Source organism: Psychrobacter okhotskensis (genome assembly GCF_013248965.1).
In the GTDB taxonomy this organism is placed as follows: domain Bacteria; phylum Pseudomonadota; class Gammaproteobacteria; order Pseudomonadales; family Moraxellaceae; genus Psychrobacter; species Psychrobacter okhotskensis.
Genome location: NZ_JABRVQ010000005.1, coordinates 56,463 through 74,192, shown reverse-complemented (window position 1 = coordinate 74,192; position 17,730 = coordinate 56,463). Strand labels below are relative to the sequence as shown.

Genomic DNA, 17,730 nt, shown 5'->3' with positions numbered 1-17,730 from the left:
CAGCTGACAATGTGTTTAGGTTCAGGTACTATGGAGTCATGAGTTGCCTAAGTGCGACCACTTGTTTTTAGCGCGTTATATTTTACTGTTTGGCATTGATATGTGGCGCGCCAAGCGATGTTTATTTTTGAAGCTGATGGTGTGTTATGACTGAACCGACCGCAAAACCAACGACAAAATCCAATAGCCAACAAGGCATCTCTACGTCTATCGAAAATAATAGCAGTATTAATAAAGACGATGTCGAAAACAATCAGCCTCTGTCAGAAGATAAGCCAAAAAACAGTGAAGAGACTTTGCCTGATAAAGCGGCGCTGCTCGCGTTATTTACCTTACCCGCTTCAGAAGAGGTTAGGAACGACAATGTAGCAATTGAAAATCCAGAGACTGAAAGCACAAGGACAGAAAGCGCAGAGACCGAAAAAAAGGCTGCTAGCGAAACCAATACTGCTGCGCAGCGTGTGGCACTCTATCGCGCCCAGCACGAGCGCACACGACTACTATATATGGCTTCTACCGCCACGCGTCCCACTTATCTAGTACAAACGCTAAAAGCACAATTCGCCGAATATCAACAATATCTGCTTGCCCAGCAGCTTGATAAGCGCGGTCTAATGGATACTGATGCCATTGAGCGCCTTTGGCAGCAGCTGCATGTGGTCGACGATATTATCGCGGATATCGTGCGTCATATGCCGGCTCAGCAGCCAGCGGGTTGGCAACTGACCACTCAGGATGGTCATAATCCGCTACGTCTCGCGACGGTTGGTAAGCTTAAACATGACAAGCCTATCTTAGATCAAGCCAGTCTCAATAGTTACGTTCTTGGTCACTTTGGGGTCAGTAGTTTTACCTATGATCGCAGTTACTATATTGGCCATGTGGTCGGCTATTTATTCAGTTGTTATTTTTGCGCGCATCTGTCTATTAGCTATAGCGTGACAGCGCTCGGGCAAAAGGTCGTTGCCGATTATGATTATGCCAGTCTTGAGACCCCGCATATGGTGCGTCTGCTACAAGGCTTAGACGGTTATTGTAAAAAGCGCATTTATCAATTGGCAGTTATTTGCGCGCGGCTCAGTGTTTTTGCCAGTGACAAACGTATCGAGAGAATGTTGATCGCTGAAGTGAATGATTTTGATAAAAAATTGCAGCAACAGCATCTCGATGTTTTATTATTGCAAGGGCTAATGCCTGATAGTAATGACTCGACGCCACTCTTTTAAGTTACTTTTCATCTAAGTAATCCGTTATCTAAGTAATCCGTTATCGAAGCAAGCCATTATCTAAGAAATTTATTGTTCAAGCACTGATTCAACCCTTTTTTTGACTACCTTAGGATATCCGCTGCTATGCCCGCTTATCACTATAAAGCGCTCGACGACCACGGCGGTGTCCAAAAAGGCTTACTCGAAGGCGATTCTGCGCGGCAAGTACGCCAGCAGCTGCGTGATAAGCAGTGGACGCCCGTTGAAGTCAGTGCGATCAATGACAGACAAAGCCAACATAAAAGCCGTTATAAAAAACCGTCGGCTTATGAGTTGGCACTGCTCACGCGTCAATTATCAGTATTACTGGCGGCTGGTATTCCTTTAGAGGAAACGCTGGCTGCTGTTGCTAAACAATCCCCAAAAACCCATATCAAATCCTTGATGCTCGCCGTGCGCTCACACGTGTTAGAGGGCCTAAGCCTCGCGCGTGCCTTGCAACAAGCGGCCAGTTTTCCACCGTTATATATTGCTACTATTGCAGCGGGAGAGAAGTCAGGCCATTTGGATTTGATCCTGAATCAGTTGGCTGATTACACCGAAAACCGCTTTGCGCTACAAAAGAAAATCCAAGGGGCGATGGTCTATCCGATTGTACTGATGGTCATGGCGGTCGGGGTCATCATGGGCTTGATGAGCTTCGTCGTGCCTAAAATTGTTAAAGTATTTGAGCAGTCAGAGCAGGCGCTACCGCTGATTACCCAAATTGTACTTAGCCTATCGAACCTCATTACCCAGTGGTGGTGGCTCATGCTGCTAGTATTATCAGGAACGGCTTTCTTATTTTATCGCTTTGCCCAGACGCAAGCAGGTAAGCTGACGATAGATAGTATCGTGCTAAGACTGCCGATATTGGCGCGGCTATCGAAGGGGCTTAATGCCGCGCGTTTTGCCAGTACCCTTGCGATATTGGTGCGCTCAGGCGTACCACTGATTGAGGCGCTGCATATTGGCGCAGCCGTTGCGACCAACTTACATATTCAAAAAACCATTATCACTGCTGCCGATAGAGTGACAGAAGGCTCAAGCTTATCCAGTCAATTAGAGAAATCCTCATACTTTCCGCCGATGATGGTACAGATGATCAAAAGTGGCGAGAACTCAGGCGAGCTTGAAAATATGCTCAGCCGTGCAGCCAACATGCAAGAAGCGGAAGCCACCAACTTTATCAGTACCTTGCTATCATTACTTGAGCCTTTGATGTTGGTTTTCATGGGCGTGATAGTAATGATTATTGTGATGGCAGTCATGCTACCGATTGTGAATATGAATGATTTGGCGGGCTAGCTAGGGTCTGTTAAACATTCAAATATTAGGACTGCTGATTGCTAAAATCGTCCCAAACCTTTTATCAAATCAGGCGTAAACCGACGATAATGTCGAGACCTTAGCTAGGTTTACAACAACGTTTGAGGTGATTTTAGTATCAGCCCCAAGTATACAAGCAGGGGCAGGGCTATTTTTTGCCAATACATGGCGAAATTGTCTAACCTAGAACGACTAGGCGTCAAAAATTTCACTGCGTATTGTCTAAAAAATAGCCACTGCCAGTACCACATTTGAATGTTTAACAGACCCTAGGGCGTGTCCTCAATTCAACCGATAGTAATCTAAATGGGCTAAAAATTGTTAAATCTTGCCAAACATCGTCAAATAGCTAGGTAATATCTCGATATTGTCTGCACTATTTTCCTTGTTTGACTGCAATTTACCTCATTTTTATCACCATTTTTAAAATGAGGACACGCCCTAATATCTTTCTAAAACTTACGCCAGCTTTCTTAAGATTTACTTACTGTTGCCTATTGTTGAAACGCTGCCATCCCCACTTTTATAACATTAGACATTAGACATTAGACATTAGACATTAGACATTAGACATTAGACATTAGACATTAGACATTAGACATTAGACATTAGACATTAGGCTATAGTAAGTGACATTTAACAGTCATATTTAATAAGTCACATCTAAGCAGATATCATTTCTTTTAATGCTGACTAAACTTTGTCTTAAATTTGTCGCTGTTTTTTAATACTGCTTAAAACTTGTCACTGTCTCTTACGGTAAATTAGCAACGTCTATATTGATAATCTACTTGCAGAGCTGGATAAAAATAAAATCATGGTCTATAGTGATAATCGTCTTAAAATTAATCAATACGACTTGACCACCATTTTACGGTTTATACTATCTTGATACTAAAAGCGATGATAAAAGCGATGACTATGATTGACAATATTCAAGTAAAGACAATGCCACAACCTGCGAAAAGCCAAGCCAATAATTATTCAGATACAATTAATGATAAGACGCCATTGTCGGAGCAGCGCCGTCCGTCAAAGGCGTATCAGCAGTCAGGGTTCACCCTTATTGAAATCATGGTCGTCATTGTAATCTTGGCGATTTTGGCTGGTTTGGTTGTGCCAAAAGTGGTCGGGCAAAGTGATAAAGCCCGCGTTAAAACCACTGAGACCGCATTAGCGACCGTCTCAAATGCTTTGGATATGTATAAGGTGGATAACTCGCGCTATCCGACCACCGCGCAAGGTCTAGATGCCCTTACCACCCCGCCTGCAGATGCCAAAAACTATCCTGACGGTGGCTATATTAAAGGTGGCTATCCGACCGATGGTTGGGAAAACGAGATGCAATATGTCGCACCCGGTAACGAAGGTCGCCCTTATGACTTGTTTTCGTTAGGGGCAGACGGTCAGCAGGGCGGCGAAGGTCAAGATGCGGATATTTATGCCAAGCTATAGAATCATTTGACGCTATTAATGAGTGCTGCATATCAATCAATAAGGTGTTATTGGTTGATATTTTTTATTCATAGAGCAGATGCTTTATTCTACAGTCAAAATATCCTAAAAACGCGACGGTATTGCTGATATCAATTTTTTGTAGGCTTTGTCTGCGCAGGCATAGCAAGCAATATTGATGTCAGCAGTGAGTGATGTATTGATATTACTTTTCACTCAATATAGGTGCGTCTCTACATTTAGCTTTAAGAGCATTAATCGTAGCGTTAGGTGTTTGGCATATAATGAGCACACTATTAGGGTTTGTTGAACATTCAAATGTGGCACTGGCAGTCCTAATATTTGAATGTTCAACAGACCCCAAACATCGACAGTTGTAATCAAAGGTAGCCACTCATGATCATTTTTACGCCAGCCACTACAGTAGTAGTAAGCAAAGCCAGTGCGAAAAAGTCTTACTTATTGTCTTTTGTTTTAGCGGCCAGTACGCTATTCACGGGCCTAATGGCGACCTCAGTGACGGCGCAAGCGGCTAGTTTGAGTGATTTATTTGGTAATCAAAACAGTGCTGCGAAGTCGAAGTTTCTGCCAGTCGATCAGGCCTTTCAAGTCGTCAGTAGCGGCAAAGCAACCAGCAACGGTACGCGCCTATCGATCGCTTTTGAGATTACGCCCGGTCATTATGTCTATAAAGACAAGCTTACCTTGAATTTTCCTAAGGGCGTGAGCGCGACACCATTTACCTTTAGTCAATCGCCCGTCTCAATTGATGATCCTACTTTTGGTAAGGTACCTGTATTTACCCAAAAAAACGTAGTGGCGACTACTACGTTGACCACTAATAACGGTAAAGGTGCCAAGAATGTACCAGTGATTATTGGTTGGCAAGGCTGCGCTAAAGCTGGCTTGTGCTATCCACCAGAAAAAATTAAAACCACGGTTAATATCGCTACGCCACGTAAATAGCATTTAACGCTAGGGCGTGTCGTCAATTAGTCTATGTGTTCATTGATGATGCGCCTTAGTTGAGTAGTTAAGCCGCTTACTCAAAAAGCCAGTCTGCCCCAACATTCGCTCTAAAAAGGTAGTTCTTAATGTCTAAAAAGACGTCAACAACAGAATCATCATCAACGTCTGCCGCCAAAACGTCTGCTGCCAAAAACCATCTATTGGCATTTGCTATCGCTAGTGGCTCGCTGCTTGCTGGTATGACAGCGACCTCGATGACGGTACAAGCGGCTGGGCTTAGCGACCTTTTTAGTAGCGATAAAAGTGCTGCCCAGTCGAAGTTTTTGCCGGTTGATCAAGCCTTTCAAGTCACTAGCAGCAGTAAAGGCACAACATCAGGCACGCGCTTAGCGATTAACTTTGATATTACGCCTGAGCATTATGTTTATAGAGATCAAATCAAGCTAACTTTACCGGCTGGCGTGAGTGCGGGGCCTTTTAGCTTTAATCAATCCCCTAAGTTAATTGATGATCCAACGTATGGAAAGGTAGCCGTCTTTGATCAGGCTAATGTAGTGGCGACCACCACGCTGACCAATAGTAGCGGCAAAAGCGTAGACAATGCGGCGATGATTATTGGTTGGCAGGGTTGTGCTTACGCAGGGCTATGCTATCCGCCTGAAAAGATCAAAACGACTGTTAATATTGCTGCTGAAAACTCTACCAATCAAGCTAGCGTTAATAGCAATAGCCAAAATACTAATAGCCAAAACAACAGTGCTCAAGAAAATAGCAGTGCTACCATTGCAGCAACGCTACCAGTAGCTACTGAGACAAATGGTACTAATACTCTAACGTCTAACGCCGAGCAAGCGCTAGTGGATGACGAGGTTATTGACTATGCCTTGATGGATGAAGGTGCTTTAGACAGCGAAATCACAGCTAGTAACACCCTCTCTGGCGCGGATACCAGCATCGTAGGCGGGATAGCCAGTAACAATGGAGCGCTCGATAATAACAATAACAATGTCACTAATATTGACAGCAAAAACGTGGTTGCCAATAGCTTAGAAGAAAGCGACCCCTTTGGTTTGTCGACCCATCCTTGGTTGGCATTAGGCTTGTTATTTTTAGCAGGTTTGGGCTTAGCATTGACGCCTTGCGTATTACCAATGCTGCCCATTGTTGCTAACATCGTCGCTCGGCAAAAAAATCCAACGGTCAAAAAAGGCGTAATCTTAACCACAAGCTATGCGATAGGCGTGTCTATTGCTTACGGTATTTTGGGCGCAGTGATTGCCGTCTTTGGCGAGTCACTAGGTATCATCGGCTGGCTACAAAACCCTATTATCTTAATCAGCTTCGCGATTGTATTTGTCCTGCTGGCGCTATATATGCTCGGCGTTTTTACGATTCGTTTACCGCGCACCATTACCAGTAAGATGCAAGGCTTGAGCCAAGCCGGTGATAGTAAGTTGGGCAGTACGGGTGGCAGCTTGGTGGCTGGTTTCTTATCAGCCTTGGTGGTATCGCCTTGCGTGTCTGCACCGTTATTTGGGGCGTTACTAGCGGTCTCGACCATCGGTAGCCCACTGTTAGGGTTCGCTGCGTTATTTATGCTGGGCTTTGGTCTGTCGGCACCGCTTATCTTAATTGGCGCGACGCAGGGCAAAATCATGCCAAAAGCTGGTGAGTGGATGAATTGGGTTAAGCTAGGTTTTGCCTTATTATTATTCGCTGTGGCGCTATTATTGATTGAGCGCGTCTTCATCTCACCAGTGATGCTACTGGTTTGGGCGTTATGGTTTATGGTCGTGGCGACATGGGCGTGGAGCTGGATAGGTAAGGGTCTTATGCTGACCCAAGCATTGGCTTTGATTGCGGGTATTTGGGCGACGACGCTGGTTATCGGGGCAGCATTGGGAAATGATGACAGCCTACACCCTTTGGCTTCATTAAGCTCACCTATGATGGGGCAAACGACGGGGCAGACGACAGGAGTGAATAACGCCAGTCGTAATGCTAATGATGTACGCATTACTACCCTTGCAGAGCTAGATGTGATTACTGCGGCTAATCCCAAAGTCATTGTCGATGTGACCGCTGAATGGTGTATTGAGTGCCGCATTATGGATAAAAACCTATTCCACAATCGTCCTATGCAAATGCAAGATTGGCAATTGGTGCGCTTAGATATCACAGAAACTACGGATGATTCAAAAGCTATCTTGGCGCGTTATCAATTGTTTGGTCCGCCGACGCTGTTGTATTATCAAAACGGTCAATTGGTAAATAAGCAAGTCGGTGAAATCGGTCGCCAAGAGTTTGAGCAAACCTTAACAGCGCTGAATAATACCAACTCACTCTAACGCCCTAGTCAAAATATCCTAAAAACGCGACGCGGCTGCTGATATCCATTTTTTGTCGCCTCTGTCTGCGCAGGCACAGCAAGCAAAAAAATGGATATCAGTTGTGCGTGATGGTTCGATATTATTTTTCACTGACTATATAACTAAAAACAAGCGAAAAGCCAGCATCTCCCTCGGCCTAACCGGTTGAGAAAGATGCTGGCTTTTTTATCGCTTATAATCCGGTTTCTTATGACCAATAATTGGTGTTTCTCTTGAATAAATAACGGATAGCAAAGCACACTTGCACGAACAAAGAGCGCGTTGCTATATGTCTGAATCGGTAGGGGAGTGACAGACAATACGCTGAGCAATGACAGCGTGAATGATTTAGGAGCAGCAAGAATATAATTATAGCTGTTAAGGTGTTATTAATTGAACATGGGCTAGATTAAGTTCTGATAACGCTAGTATAATGATGATAATTTTATTACAATAACGCAACAATGTTGAAGTAACAACGCTATGACCAATTGCTACCAACATTTGGTTATGAGCCACACGCCCAAATAATTTTCAATCAAATATCGATATCATTGACTACCAATTTTAGCTTACCTGTTATTGATGCCATCTGCATTAGATAATCTACCGGCATCAATGCCAATTACGACAAAGGACACTTATGTTTGCTCCTCTTACACCCCAGCATCAGACTCGACGCACCATGGCTTTAGGGTTTGGTTCAAAGACACCGCTGAGCATCGCTATGGGTATCGCCTTAAGTTGTACGGCTCTGCAAGTACAAGCGGCGAATGACGGTCAGGTTTATAATGAGATACCTGTAGCGGACGCTGCGGTTGAGTATGAAAGTGACAATGCTCAGCAAGTGGTTTCCGAGCGTCTAAAAATGCCTAATAAATCGCTTGATCGCAGTAAGTTGTCGAATAGTGAATTCGTCGCCAAGCAGGCGGAATTGTTTTTTGAATGTACCCAAGTACAGACCAGTGCTGCCCGTCTAGCCTGCTTCGATAAGGTCGCTGAAGATGGTGAAACGCCAAGCTACACCAGTACCAAACAATCCCTGGATTTGGCGAAAACCTTTAAATCAACCCTTTCAGGCAATCCGCAAGTTGTCTTTGCTGAAGAGAATACCACCAGCATTGTACAGACCAACAAGACAGATACTGGTCTACTGACCAATCAATCCGATTCTACTGAGAGTTTAGATACGGTTGGCTTGACGCAAAGAGAAGCAAAAGTCTTAGAAAATGTGGGTGTCACACAAAACGATATCGAAAAATATACGCCGCTAAGCTTAGCCTATGACCTTGACAAAAACAGCGAACGTGGTATTTGGACGGTCAGACCGTACCGACCAACCTATGTACTACCGTTATTTTATACCTTTGATCCCAACTTAAACCCAGGGACGCCCTCTCAAGAAACAGAGTCTTTCTCTTCGAATGACATACGCGAGACCGAGCTAAAGTTTCAGTTGTCTCTAAAGACCAAAGTCGCAGAGGATTTATTCGATACCAATGCTGACTTGTGGTTTGGTTATACCCAAGAGTCGCACTGGCAGGTCTATAATGAGGATAACTCACGAGAATTTCGCGCCACCGATTATCAACCTGAGATATTTTTGACCCAACCTGTAGCCGCCGACCTACCTTTTGGTGGGCGTTTACGCATGTTGGGTGTAGGCGCTATTCATCATTCTAATGGGCAAGGCGATCCGTTATCACGCTCATGGAACCGTGCTTATCTTATGGCAGGTGCAGAGTGGGGCAAGCTATCCGTCATCCCGCGCTTATGGGCGCGTGTGAATAATGAAGATGACAGTAGTGAGGACAATCCAGATATCGAAGATTATATGGGCTATGGCGATGTCAAATTTTTATATGATTTGGCCAATCAGCAGAGCCTAAGCGGTACTTTACGTTATAACCCAAGCACCAATAAAGGGGCTGCACAAATCGACTATACCTATCCATTATCAGAAAACGTCAATGGCTTTGTGCAGCTATTCCAAGGTTATGGCGAGTCTATCATCGATTATAATCATGAAAATACCTCGATTGGTTTTGGTATCGTACTTAACGATTGGAAGGGTTTTTAGTATTAATATTCATCCTAACTACAAAGCATGCAGCACCAAAGTATGCAGCACCTAGCCCATTATCAAACCGGACTATGGCTGGCAGAGTATCTAAGTATACGCTGCCAGTTATGCCGCGTTCATCGTAGCACCTCACAGCACTCATCAAACATACTCAATCCTGTATCTGACTCCTTACCGAACAATCCTTCGAACCTTACCAATCTGCGTCGTTTTTTTGATAAACGACTAAATCATGGTCTGCTCTGTTCGCATTGTCATCATAGTATAGGCTGGTTGCCCAAGCCCTTTCAGGTCGACATCGCGGCTGCTAGTACGCTCTCTATCCAAGCAGCGACTTATTATGATTACCCGATGCGCCAAGCGATTCGTGCGTTTAAGCATTCTGAGGACATGACCAAGCTGCCCTTATTGCTACACGCTCTGCGTCAATTGCCACGCCCGCACGGTTGTCATCATGATAACAGTGTGATTGTCGCCATGCCGACCACCGCTCAACGACTGATCAAACGTGGCTTTGATCCCGTTAGTATTTTATCAGCGCACTTATCTAAGCATTGGCAGATACCATTGTGGCATGGGGTGCAACGTATTGATAACACCATCAGTCAGCAAGGACTGAGCCGTGCTGAACGCTTGAATAATTTGGACAATGCCTTTGCCTTAATCGAAAAGCCAGCCGTCAAGCGTATTATCTTATTCGATGATGTTGCCACGACTGGTGCTAGCCTGCAAGCATTAGGACGTACACTGCACAGCTCATTCGGCGCTGCACCGCTTGATCAGCATCAACCCTCCCATGGATATCATCTTTTTGCCTATGCATTAGCGCACGGTAACCAGTGATAGATTGTCACTAATCTATTATCACTAATCTATTGGTGTCTACTATTATGTTGCTAATGTGTTACCTTACCGCTATATTATGAATATAATTTAGTTAAATTTGTTATTTCTCTATACTTTTCGATATAACCGTTACCACAAGGCTATTTACGAAATTAAATGGAATAAGAATTGCATGATTGCATAGAAGTTTTATAGTTAATTAAAAATATAAAACAAGCGATATAAGCTTCATTACCATAAAGACTAAGTATTTATTGCCTTTAAGAAATTAGAGCTGCACACAGCCATAAATAGGATTTGATGTGAACGCATCTGCGAAAAATGTACCTTACCAATTGCGAATGAACAGCTCAGGATTCACCCTGATTGAGCTGATGGTAACGATTGCTGTGCTTGCCATTATTGTCGGTATAGCAGCGCCTAGTATCAGTACTCAGCTGGCCAATCAGCGCGTAAAGTCGACTGCGGCTACTTTAGTTAATGCACTGAAAGAGGCCAAAGCTGAAAGTATTATCCGTCGTCAAAATGTGACTTTGAGTTACAATAATGGTAGTGACCCTAGAGTAATTACGCTTACGGCTTCAGATTCAAAAGCAAGTGTGATAGCCACTTATAATTATGCTGCCCAAAGTACTATACAACCTTCATCAAGTACTACTACAGTTATTTTTGAGCCCAGCAAACGTGTCACTACAGGGCGTACTTTCACTATTTGTGATAGTAATGATGTGGCCAGTCCTCGTCAAATTGTGGTCAGTGCTATTGCCAACGTGACCAGTCAGATAGGAGGTACGTGCTAATGCGTCAGCTTAGTCATCAATATGGAGTGGGGCTGATCGAAGTGATGGTAGCCGTACTATTATTGTCCATTGCTGTCTTAGGCTTTAGTGCACTACAAGTACGTGCAGTTAGTGCAACCGATGAGAGTCTTGTGCGTACCAAGTCATTGACATTAGTACGTAATCTGGCAGAAGTGATGCGTGCCTATCCTGATGCCTATGTCACTGGTAGTGGTACAGCTTTTACAACTAGCACATCAAACGTAACTGGCGCGATTCCTTTGGTTCAGGCCGTTGCGAGTATTCCATCGTTGGCGAGTAGTGCGAGTGGAGTTTATAGTGCGACTATCGATGGAACACCTATTACCATAAACGGAACTAACAACTGTCTTTCTACGGGTACGAAAACTGTCGATAGGAAAAAAGTACCAACGCAATCTTGTAATATCAATCAACTCGCTGCCCGCGATACATTATTGGTCAAACAAATAGCACGAGAGGAAGATATCAGGCTCGCTGTTATCAGATGTCCTGCAGATGTGGGTCAAGCAACTATTCAGCAGCAAATGTGTGTGATTGCCGCATGGAATGATACCAAGCCATTGTTAACTGATGAAAATACAGGTGCGAATGCTAATGCGTGTGCCAATAGTAACGGTGTTTACAAAAACGGTAGCCAATGCTTGATCTCGGAGGCTTATTAATGAATGCTTCTAACCGTAGGAATCATCGAGTAACTAATATTATTAGTTACAGTGATACTAATCATTATGCTAAGACGATGGCAGGATTTACCTTAATTGAACTGATGATATCGCTAGTCTTAGGCTTACTTATATCTGCAGCTGTAATACAGGTTTATGTTATCAATACTCGTACAATTACTATTCAGCAAAGTGCCTCTGAAGTACAAGACAGTAGTATATTTTCCTTACAAGTGTTAGAAAAACATATACGTCTTGCAAATTTAGGTAATCCTATTACGAGTATTAGCAGTACGAGCAGTCATGGCGGAATCGTATTAGCTCCGACAAATTTGGGTGCGACTAATACTACAGCTACCACATTGCTCACCAATAGCGCAGGTTCTGTAGGATTTACTAGCGTATCAAATATAGCCAATATAATGAGCGATCAGTTGACTATACAGTACAAAAATATCACGCCTAGTCCTTTGTATGACTGCCAAGGGACTGAGATTGCTGCTAACAGTCCTAATTGGGTAGTTGAGCGCTACTTTGTACGCTTAGCAACAGGTGCTAATGCTGGTACGGGAGTGCAAGAGCTATCATTAGCCTGCGCCGCAGGTCGAGTAAGTGAGGAAGGTGCTGTTTTAACTGATTTTGATGGAAGTGGTGAAGTTATTGTACCAGCAGTTGATCAATTCAAAGTACTTTTAGGCGTTCAAGTAGGTATCAATCAACTGACCTATTTAGCACCCAGTACTTACCTTGAATTGGCAGATAAACCGCCAATCACAACAATTAAAATAGGCACTATTATCCGTAGCACGACGCCACTGATAACGAGCGCGGATCAAGAAAGCTTCACTGTTCTAGGCGTTACCCAAAATCTAAAAACAGATACTGCACGCAGAAAATTCTATCGTCGTAGCTATGAGTCTACTGTGCTACTGCGTAATGCTCGGCTGATGGCTATTACCGCAACATCACCCAAACTTGCACCATAACTGGAGGGTAATATGTTCAATTACCAAAAGTATCCATACCCAAAAATGCAGTCATCAGATGCTCAGCAAGGTGCAGTATTAATAGTGGTGTTATTATTTTTAGTATTGATTATATTGGGCGGCGTGATTGCGGTCAAAAATAGCACCACTGATCTACGATTAGCCACTAGTGATCAGATCAATACTTTGCTCATGCAGTCAGCTGATAATGCCAATCAGAATATAGAACAAACTATCAATGGCGATAGTAGTAGTGATATATATATTGCGATGACTTCGAGTGGAGGACCATTTGGTCATTTTATGTCAAAGACCGGAAACATAAATGATGAGTATATCTTTTGTTTTCGTCCACGTGGTCAATTTTTTAATATTAACAGAGCGACTATAACCACATCAGGTGGTGGCAACGTATTGGGTAATAACAACGGCTATTGTAATCCTGCTGAGCCAAACGATTATGTCAGTCAGCGTAACGCTAGCATGACTCAGGTCAATGTTTCTTTGACACCGCCTAGCCCTAAGTATGAAGTCTTTCGGAACTATACAATTGGTCAAGATGGTAGCAGTAGCTCTAGTCAAGCCTATCTTTTTGATATTAATAGTAGTGCTATATTACCCGCTTATGCAGGGGCAGAGGATGCAGCTAAAGACTGTCTGAAAATGACAAGTAAGTATGAAAGCGTAGCCGATAAAGAAAAGACTATCGCAGGCTGTATGGCGGCGGCTGGTGTACCTAGTACTGTTCTTTATGAGATAGCCAATGTTGAAAACCAATCTCAACGTACTAAATGTGTGAATCTTGGTAAAGGAAATGGTAAGTTGACTACCGAGCTTGCGCTACTATGCAGCCTAATACCATAAACGTAAGTATACTTTCTAGTTGTAGTGATAGCATAAGGATAAGATCATGAAACACCCACAAGATAGACAGTCTGGTAATCGAATTTTACGTATTACGACTTTGTCAGCAGCGGTACTAGTTGGTCTTACAGCTATCAGCACTTTAGCATACAGTGCCACCAATGGAAAAAAAATTGGTGATTTAGAGATATATGAAGCGGCTGAAGGTGGTAAGACGACTATCATGATGATGCTAGACACTTCAGGCAGTATGAGTATAAATCTGTCTAATAGTAACACTGACTATGCTTGTGATTTACCAGATGGTACATCTCTGACAAAAGGCGTAGAACCTACTGGCGTCATTCCGTATCAAAGGTATTACTGTGAGACAGCAGGTGAGAAAAGATATTTCTATCGTTATAAATATTCTAATGATAAGTGGTATCGTTGCGGCGATAGTGGGGGTAGTATTGACAATACTTGTAATAATGCGATTAATACCCCTTCAATCTCATTGTCAGAATATGAAGTGGAATATTATAACGGTAATGCTTATGTCTATAAAAATAATATTAGCAAGGTTAAAGCATATGATCGTCTGACTCGTCTTAAAGATGCTATTTTCACTTTAATGGACAGCACACAATTAGACTCTAGTAAAATAGCTATTGGAATTGGCCAGTTTTCATCTCAGAGTAATAGCAGTAACACGCCTAATGGCGGTGACGGTAGTAGTGGCAAAATAGTTGTACCTGCTGCATTATTAACTACAGTGCAACGCGCTGCTATCAAAACAGCAGTGGCGGCTCTAAAAGGTGAAAACGGTACACCAACAGCAAATGCCTATGCAGAGGCAGGTGCTTATATGCTGGGGAAAAACACCTCTACTGCTTCTATTATTACTCCCAGAGAAGAGTATGTTAAAAGCAACTCAGAAAATACCTATTATCAGTGTAGGGGATGGTCTGGTTCATCTTGTGTGAGCTATAGTGGCGGTGACAATATTTATTCTTCGAACGGTTACATACTTAGTGACTGTCAAGTTTTTGGTAATAAATGTCTATCAAAAAATAAAACTCAAAGCGCTAATGCTTGGGGTTTTAGTGGTTTTGCTAAGTCTATAACAGCTTCTAAATCTAACCCTAGCACTAACTATGCTAGCCCGCTAGCCTCGTCATCAACATCAACTTGTGATGGGCAAGGCATATATTTCTTAACAGATGGCCAACCAAATAGCTCACCTACACCTTTACCTTTGATGGGATCTGCCTTAGGCAATAATTCTTTTAGTGTGCCTTCAGTCTCTTTACCAAATGGTAGTAGTGGAGCAATTAGTGGTATGCCGGCAGTCGGTGCATTCGCTCAAGCTTTACGTGATCCGACAAAAAATCCATCGAAGGTTAGTATCTTGACAGCTGTGGTTGGCTTTGGGTCAGTATTCGATGTGGATAGAGTCGCAGATGCGGCGAAACCTGAAGCAAATAGAGTGATTCGTAATCTTTCTTATACTGATCGGTTGGGTAATCAGACGACTCGTGAGTACTATAACTGTAAAAATATTGGAGACGAAGATGCAAAGAATGCTTGTAACTGGGGTGCAAAGTCACATCCTGATTTAACGACGGACGTTGGCGGTTATGGTGAAGGTGGCTTTTACTCAGCGCAATCTACAGACGATATTGTCAAAAGTATCATTACCTTCGTAGATGACTTAGACCAAACATTACCGTCTGCACCTTCAGGTACTATTACCGTTCCAGAAGACCCTTATCAAGCCTCAAGTCAGTTAGCGTATGCTTATCTACCGATGCTTGCTCCCAATGTGAGCTCAAACGGCAGTACATGGAAAGGCAATCTTAAAAAATACAATTTAGACCAAGGCACACTATTTGGTAATAGTAATCAACGCTTATACACCAATGTTGCGGGTGATTTAAGTAAAACAACGCAAGACGTATGGCAAAAAACAGATTATATGAATAGTAAAGGTGAGACTGCCAATAATGACATTGGTGCAGGTGGTGTCTATGCACAGTTACGTACACCAAGATCAGATCGTGGCAGTGTGCGAAAAATATATGTTGAGGACTATGATACTGCCGCAAACAAGAAACCTGTCTTACGAGAACTGAGCGTCAGTAGTGCAGGCAAACCAATAGGGTTCAACTTGTTGGTCGATACAGCGACTTATACTCAACAAAATCAACGCCGTTTACTTAACTTTTTAGGATTCGAAAAAGCCACCAAGACAGACGGACAAGAAATAGACTTGGTAGTCAGTAGTGAGCTATCTTTAGCTAATATTGTAACAAGCGATCTTACCTTGGTTCAGCCAACCAAAGACATTAAGGTACTAGGTGGAGTCGTGCATTCGATACCAACTGCAGTTTCTTATGGAGCGGCACTAGACAGTAACGGCCGCATTATTGATCCTCGTGAAGATTATGTATTATTTGGCTCTATGGATGGTGCTCTACATCTAGTAGATGGCAAGGATGGCAAAGAGACTGTTGCTATCATACCAAGATCTATGCTGATCAATCAGCCAAGTGCTTTGGTCAGTAATTCAACCAAAAATGAGATAGGTCAGCCTTATTTTGGTGTCGATGCACCATGGCTTGTGACTACAGACTATAAATATGATTTGGGTAATAAAAAAGTAACTGTAGACAATGCTACGGGCAAAGGTGTGTTTGCTTATGGTGGTCTACGTATGGGTGGCGAAGCTCTATATGGTATTGATATCACTAAAAACTCTATTCCTAAAGTGAAATTCACGATTACCCCAGATGGACTTAATTACACGGCATCTAATAACTTTAAGCGTTTGGGACAAATTTGGAGTAAACCCACAGCGGCTAAAATTCGTCTAAAATCAAGTGATGCTGAGCCAACAGATGTACTTATTTTCGGTGGTGGTTATGATATGGGCTATGAGAGTGAAGCGTATATTCCTACAGTACTGACTCCTGCCAAGGGTAATGCTATCTATATGATCAATGCCAAAACTGGCGAGCTAATATGGTCAACGAGTGGTCAAACTGGTATTGGACTGAGCGCAGATCTAAACACCATAAAACCTGAGATGATTCATAGTATCGTTGGTGAGATTACAGTGCTCGATAGAGACAATGATGGACTGACCGATCATATCTATGCTGCTGATTTGGGTGGACAGGTCTTTCGTGTCGATTTGCAGAATGCGCGTACTGCACAGTATGGATTTACAGTAGTGCCGAGCTTTAGCGCAAAGCCAGCGATACGTATATTGAATACTAAACCGAGTGTAGTAGATGGTAATTTTGCTTATCGTTTTTATGAGCGTCCAATTATTAGCTTTTATCGTAGAGAGAGTGGGCCTGATAACGGTAAGATCTTTGGGCTTGTTAACGTAGTTTCAGGTAATCGAAGTGCTCCTCTATCCAAATTACGAGATAATAATACTTATGCCAATCGTGTCTACGGCATCATAGACACCGATCTGACACGCAGTGATCTTTATACAACATCTACGTTTAATACCCAAGACATCACAGAGACGGATTTAACTAACCTATCAACGGCCCTTGGAAACACGCCAACTGAGGCCGTCAAAAATACTGCTAAAGCGGGCATGATTGCGGGTACGAAAAAAGGTTGGTATTACCCACTAACCCGTTTCGATGGAAAAACCAATGTAAAATATAATAAGAGCTTAGGTGATAGCGCGGTCATCAATAGCCTACTGTTTACGACTGTCTATAACCCTGATAAGCAATATGGCAGCGTGAATAGTTGTACGGCCAAAATCAGAGGTGGCTCTGAGCGTCAGTTGTATTGTTTGCCTTATGGTGTCTGTATGGAAGCAACGTCTATAACAGGGACAGGCGGCTTTATACCTGCAGGTCAGGGTATTCAAGAGCTCACATTGGGTGCGTTCAACAAAGACAATACGAATCTAAAAGTACTAATTGGCACAACCACACTAGCAGAGCGCATCAAAGCCGAGAACAGACTCAACTATGATGGAGGCGGCGATGGTAGTGCCTCAGAGTACATATTTAACGAGCGTTATACTATTCAGCCTAGAGTCTGGTATGAGCGTGTTCAGTGATAAACATGGTTGATAAAGTGACGT

General features: G+C 43.1%; 12 protein-coding genes. All 12 read left to right on the top strand.

Translation table 11 applies throughout. The annotated features are described in order from the left end of the window. Positions 1 to 146 precede the first annotated feature (146 nt). The 12 genes from HQR03_RS04100 (at position 147) to HQR03_RS04045 (ending at position 17,706) form a co-directional block, all read left to right on the top strand. Positions 147 to 1,226, top strand: coding sequence for a hypothetical protein (locus HQR03_RS04100; RefSeq protein WP_173239243.1), 1,080 nt, complete (start codon positions 147 to 149; stop codon positions 1,224 to 1,226). A 126-nt stretch (positions 1,227 to 1,352) separates the two neighbouring features. Beyond that, positions 1,353 to 2,555, top strand: a complete 1,203-nt coding sequence (gene gspF / locus HQR03_RS04095; protein WP_173239242.1) for a type II secretion system inner membrane protein GspF — start codon at positions 1,353 to 1,355, stop codon at positions 2,553 to 2,555. 936 nt (positions 2,556 to 3,491) lie between these two features. Further along, complete coding sequence (gene gspG, locus HQR03_RS04090; RefSeq protein ID WP_084212285.1) at positions 3,492 to 4,031, top strand: type II secretion system major pseudopilin GspG; 540 nt, start codon at positions 3,492 to 3,494, stop codon at positions 4,029 to 4,031. A gap of 396 nt (positions 4,032 to 4,427) precedes the next feature. Beyond that, entirely contained in the window at positions 4,428 to 4,997 is a 570-nt protein-coding gene (locus HQR03_RS04085) for a protein-disulfide reductase DsbD N-terminal domain-containing protein (protein WP_173239241.1), read from the top strand. 128 nt (positions 4,998 to 5,125) lie between these two features. Beyond that, positions 5,126 to 7,348: a cytochrome c biogenesis protein CcdA gene (locus tag HQR03_RS04080; protein WP_173239240.1), complete on the top strand. Its 2,223-nt coding sequence runs from the start codon at positions 5,126 to 5,128 to the stop codon at positions 7,346 to 7,348. A 664-nt stretch (positions 7,349 to 8,012) separates the two neighbouring features. Then, positions 8,013 to 9,449 (top strand): phospholipase A, encoded by a 1,437-nt coding sequence (locus HQR03_RS04075; RefSeq protein WP_173239239.1) that lies wholly within the window; start codon positions 8,013 to 8,015, stop codon positions 9,447 to 9,449. A 42-nt stretch (positions 9,450 to 9,491) separates the two neighbouring features. Next, on the top strand, positions 9,492 to 10,295 hold the full coding sequence (locus HQR03_RS04070; protein ID WP_173239238.1) for a ComF family protein: 804 nt from the start codon (positions 9,492 to 9,494) through the stop codon (positions 10,293 to 10,295). A gap of 305 nt (positions 10,296 to 10,600) precedes the next feature. Continuing rightward, positions 10,601 to 11,098 carry a GspH/FimT family pseudopilin gene (locus tag HQR03_RS04065; RefSeq protein ID WP_336217784.1) on the top strand — a complete coding sequence of 166 codons (498 nt, stop codon included), beginning with the start codon at positions 10,601 to 10,603 and terminating at the stop codon, positions 11,096 to 11,098. After that, the gene (gene pilV / locus HQR03_RS04060) at positions 11,098 to 11,781 is read left to right on the top strand and encodes a type IV pilus modification protein PilV (RefSeq protein WP_173239237.1); all 684 of its coding nucleotides are present in this window, start codon (positions 11,098 to 11,100) and stop codon (positions 11,779 to 11,781) included. Before HQR03_RS04065 ends, pilV begins: the two co-directional genes overlap by 1 nt. After that, positions 11,781 to 12,767 carry a PilW family protein gene (locus HQR03_RS04055; RefSeq protein ID WP_244951974.1) on the top strand — a complete coding sequence of 329 codons (987 nt, stop codon included), beginning with the start codon at positions 11,781 to 11,783 and terminating at the stop codon, positions 12,765 to 12,767. Before pilV ends, HQR03_RS04055 begins: the two co-directional genes overlap by 1 nt. Before the next feature lie 12 nt (positions 12,768 to 12,779). Next, on the top strand, positions 12,780 to 13,631 hold the full coding sequence (locus HQR03_RS04050) for a PilX N-terminal domain-containing pilus assembly protein (protein WP_173239236.1): 852 nt from the start codon (positions 12,780 to 12,782) through the stop codon (positions 13,629 to 13,631). Positions 13,632 to 13,677: 46 nt separating this feature from the next. After that, positions 13,678 to 17,706, top strand: coding sequence for a pilus assembly protein (locus HQR03_RS04045; protein WP_173239235.1), 4,029 nt, complete (start codon positions 13,678 to 13,680; stop codon positions 17,704 to 17,706). The last annotated feature ends 24 nt before the right edge of the window (positions 17,707 to 17,730 follow it).

Excerpts from the sequence above, each read along its gene's own strand:
- HQR03_RS04085 (WP_173239241.1), top strand. The coding sequence starts at position 4,428 with ATGATCATTTTTACGCCAGCCACTACAGTAGTAGTAAGCAAAGCCAGT.
- HQR03_RS04070 (WP_173239238.1), top strand. The coding sequence starts at position 9,492 with ATGCAGCACCTAGCCCATTATCAAACCGGACTATGGCTGGCAGAGTAT.
- HQR03_RS04055 (WP_244951974.1), top strand. The coding sequence starts at position 11,781 with ATGAATGCTTCTAACCGTAGGAATCATCGAGTAACTAATATTATTAGT.
- gspG (WP_084212285.1), top strand. The coding sequence starts at position 3,492 with ATGACTATGATTGACAATATTCAAGTAAAGACAATGCCACAACCTGCG.
- HQR03_RS04050 (WP_173239236.1), top strand. The coding sequence starts at position 12,780 with ATGTTCAATTACCAAAAGTATCCATACCCAAAAATGCAGTCATCAGAT.
- HQR03_RS04080 (WP_173239240.1), top strand. The coding sequence starts at position 5,126 with ATGTCTAAAAAGACGTCAACAACAGAATCATCATCAACGTCTGCCGCC.
- gspF (WP_173239242.1), top strand. The coding sequence starts at position 1,353 with ATGCCCGCTTATCACTATAAAGCGCTCGACGACCACGGCGGTGTCCAA.
- HQR03_RS04075 (WP_173239239.1), top strand. The coding sequence starts at position 8,013 with ATGTTTGCTCCTCTTACACCCCAGCATCAGACTCGACGCACCATGGCT.
- pilV (WP_173239237.1), top strand. The coding sequence starts at position 11,098 with ATGCGTCAGCTTAGTCATCAATATGGAGTGGGGCTGATCGAAGTGATG.
- HQR03_RS04100 (WP_173239243.1), top strand. The coding sequence starts at position 147 with ATGACTGAACCGACCGCAAAACCAACGACAAAATCCAATAGCCAACAA.
- HQR03_RS04045 (WP_173239235.1), top strand. The coding sequence starts at position 13,678 with ATGAAACACCCACAAGATAGACAGTCTGGTAATCGAATTTTACGTATT.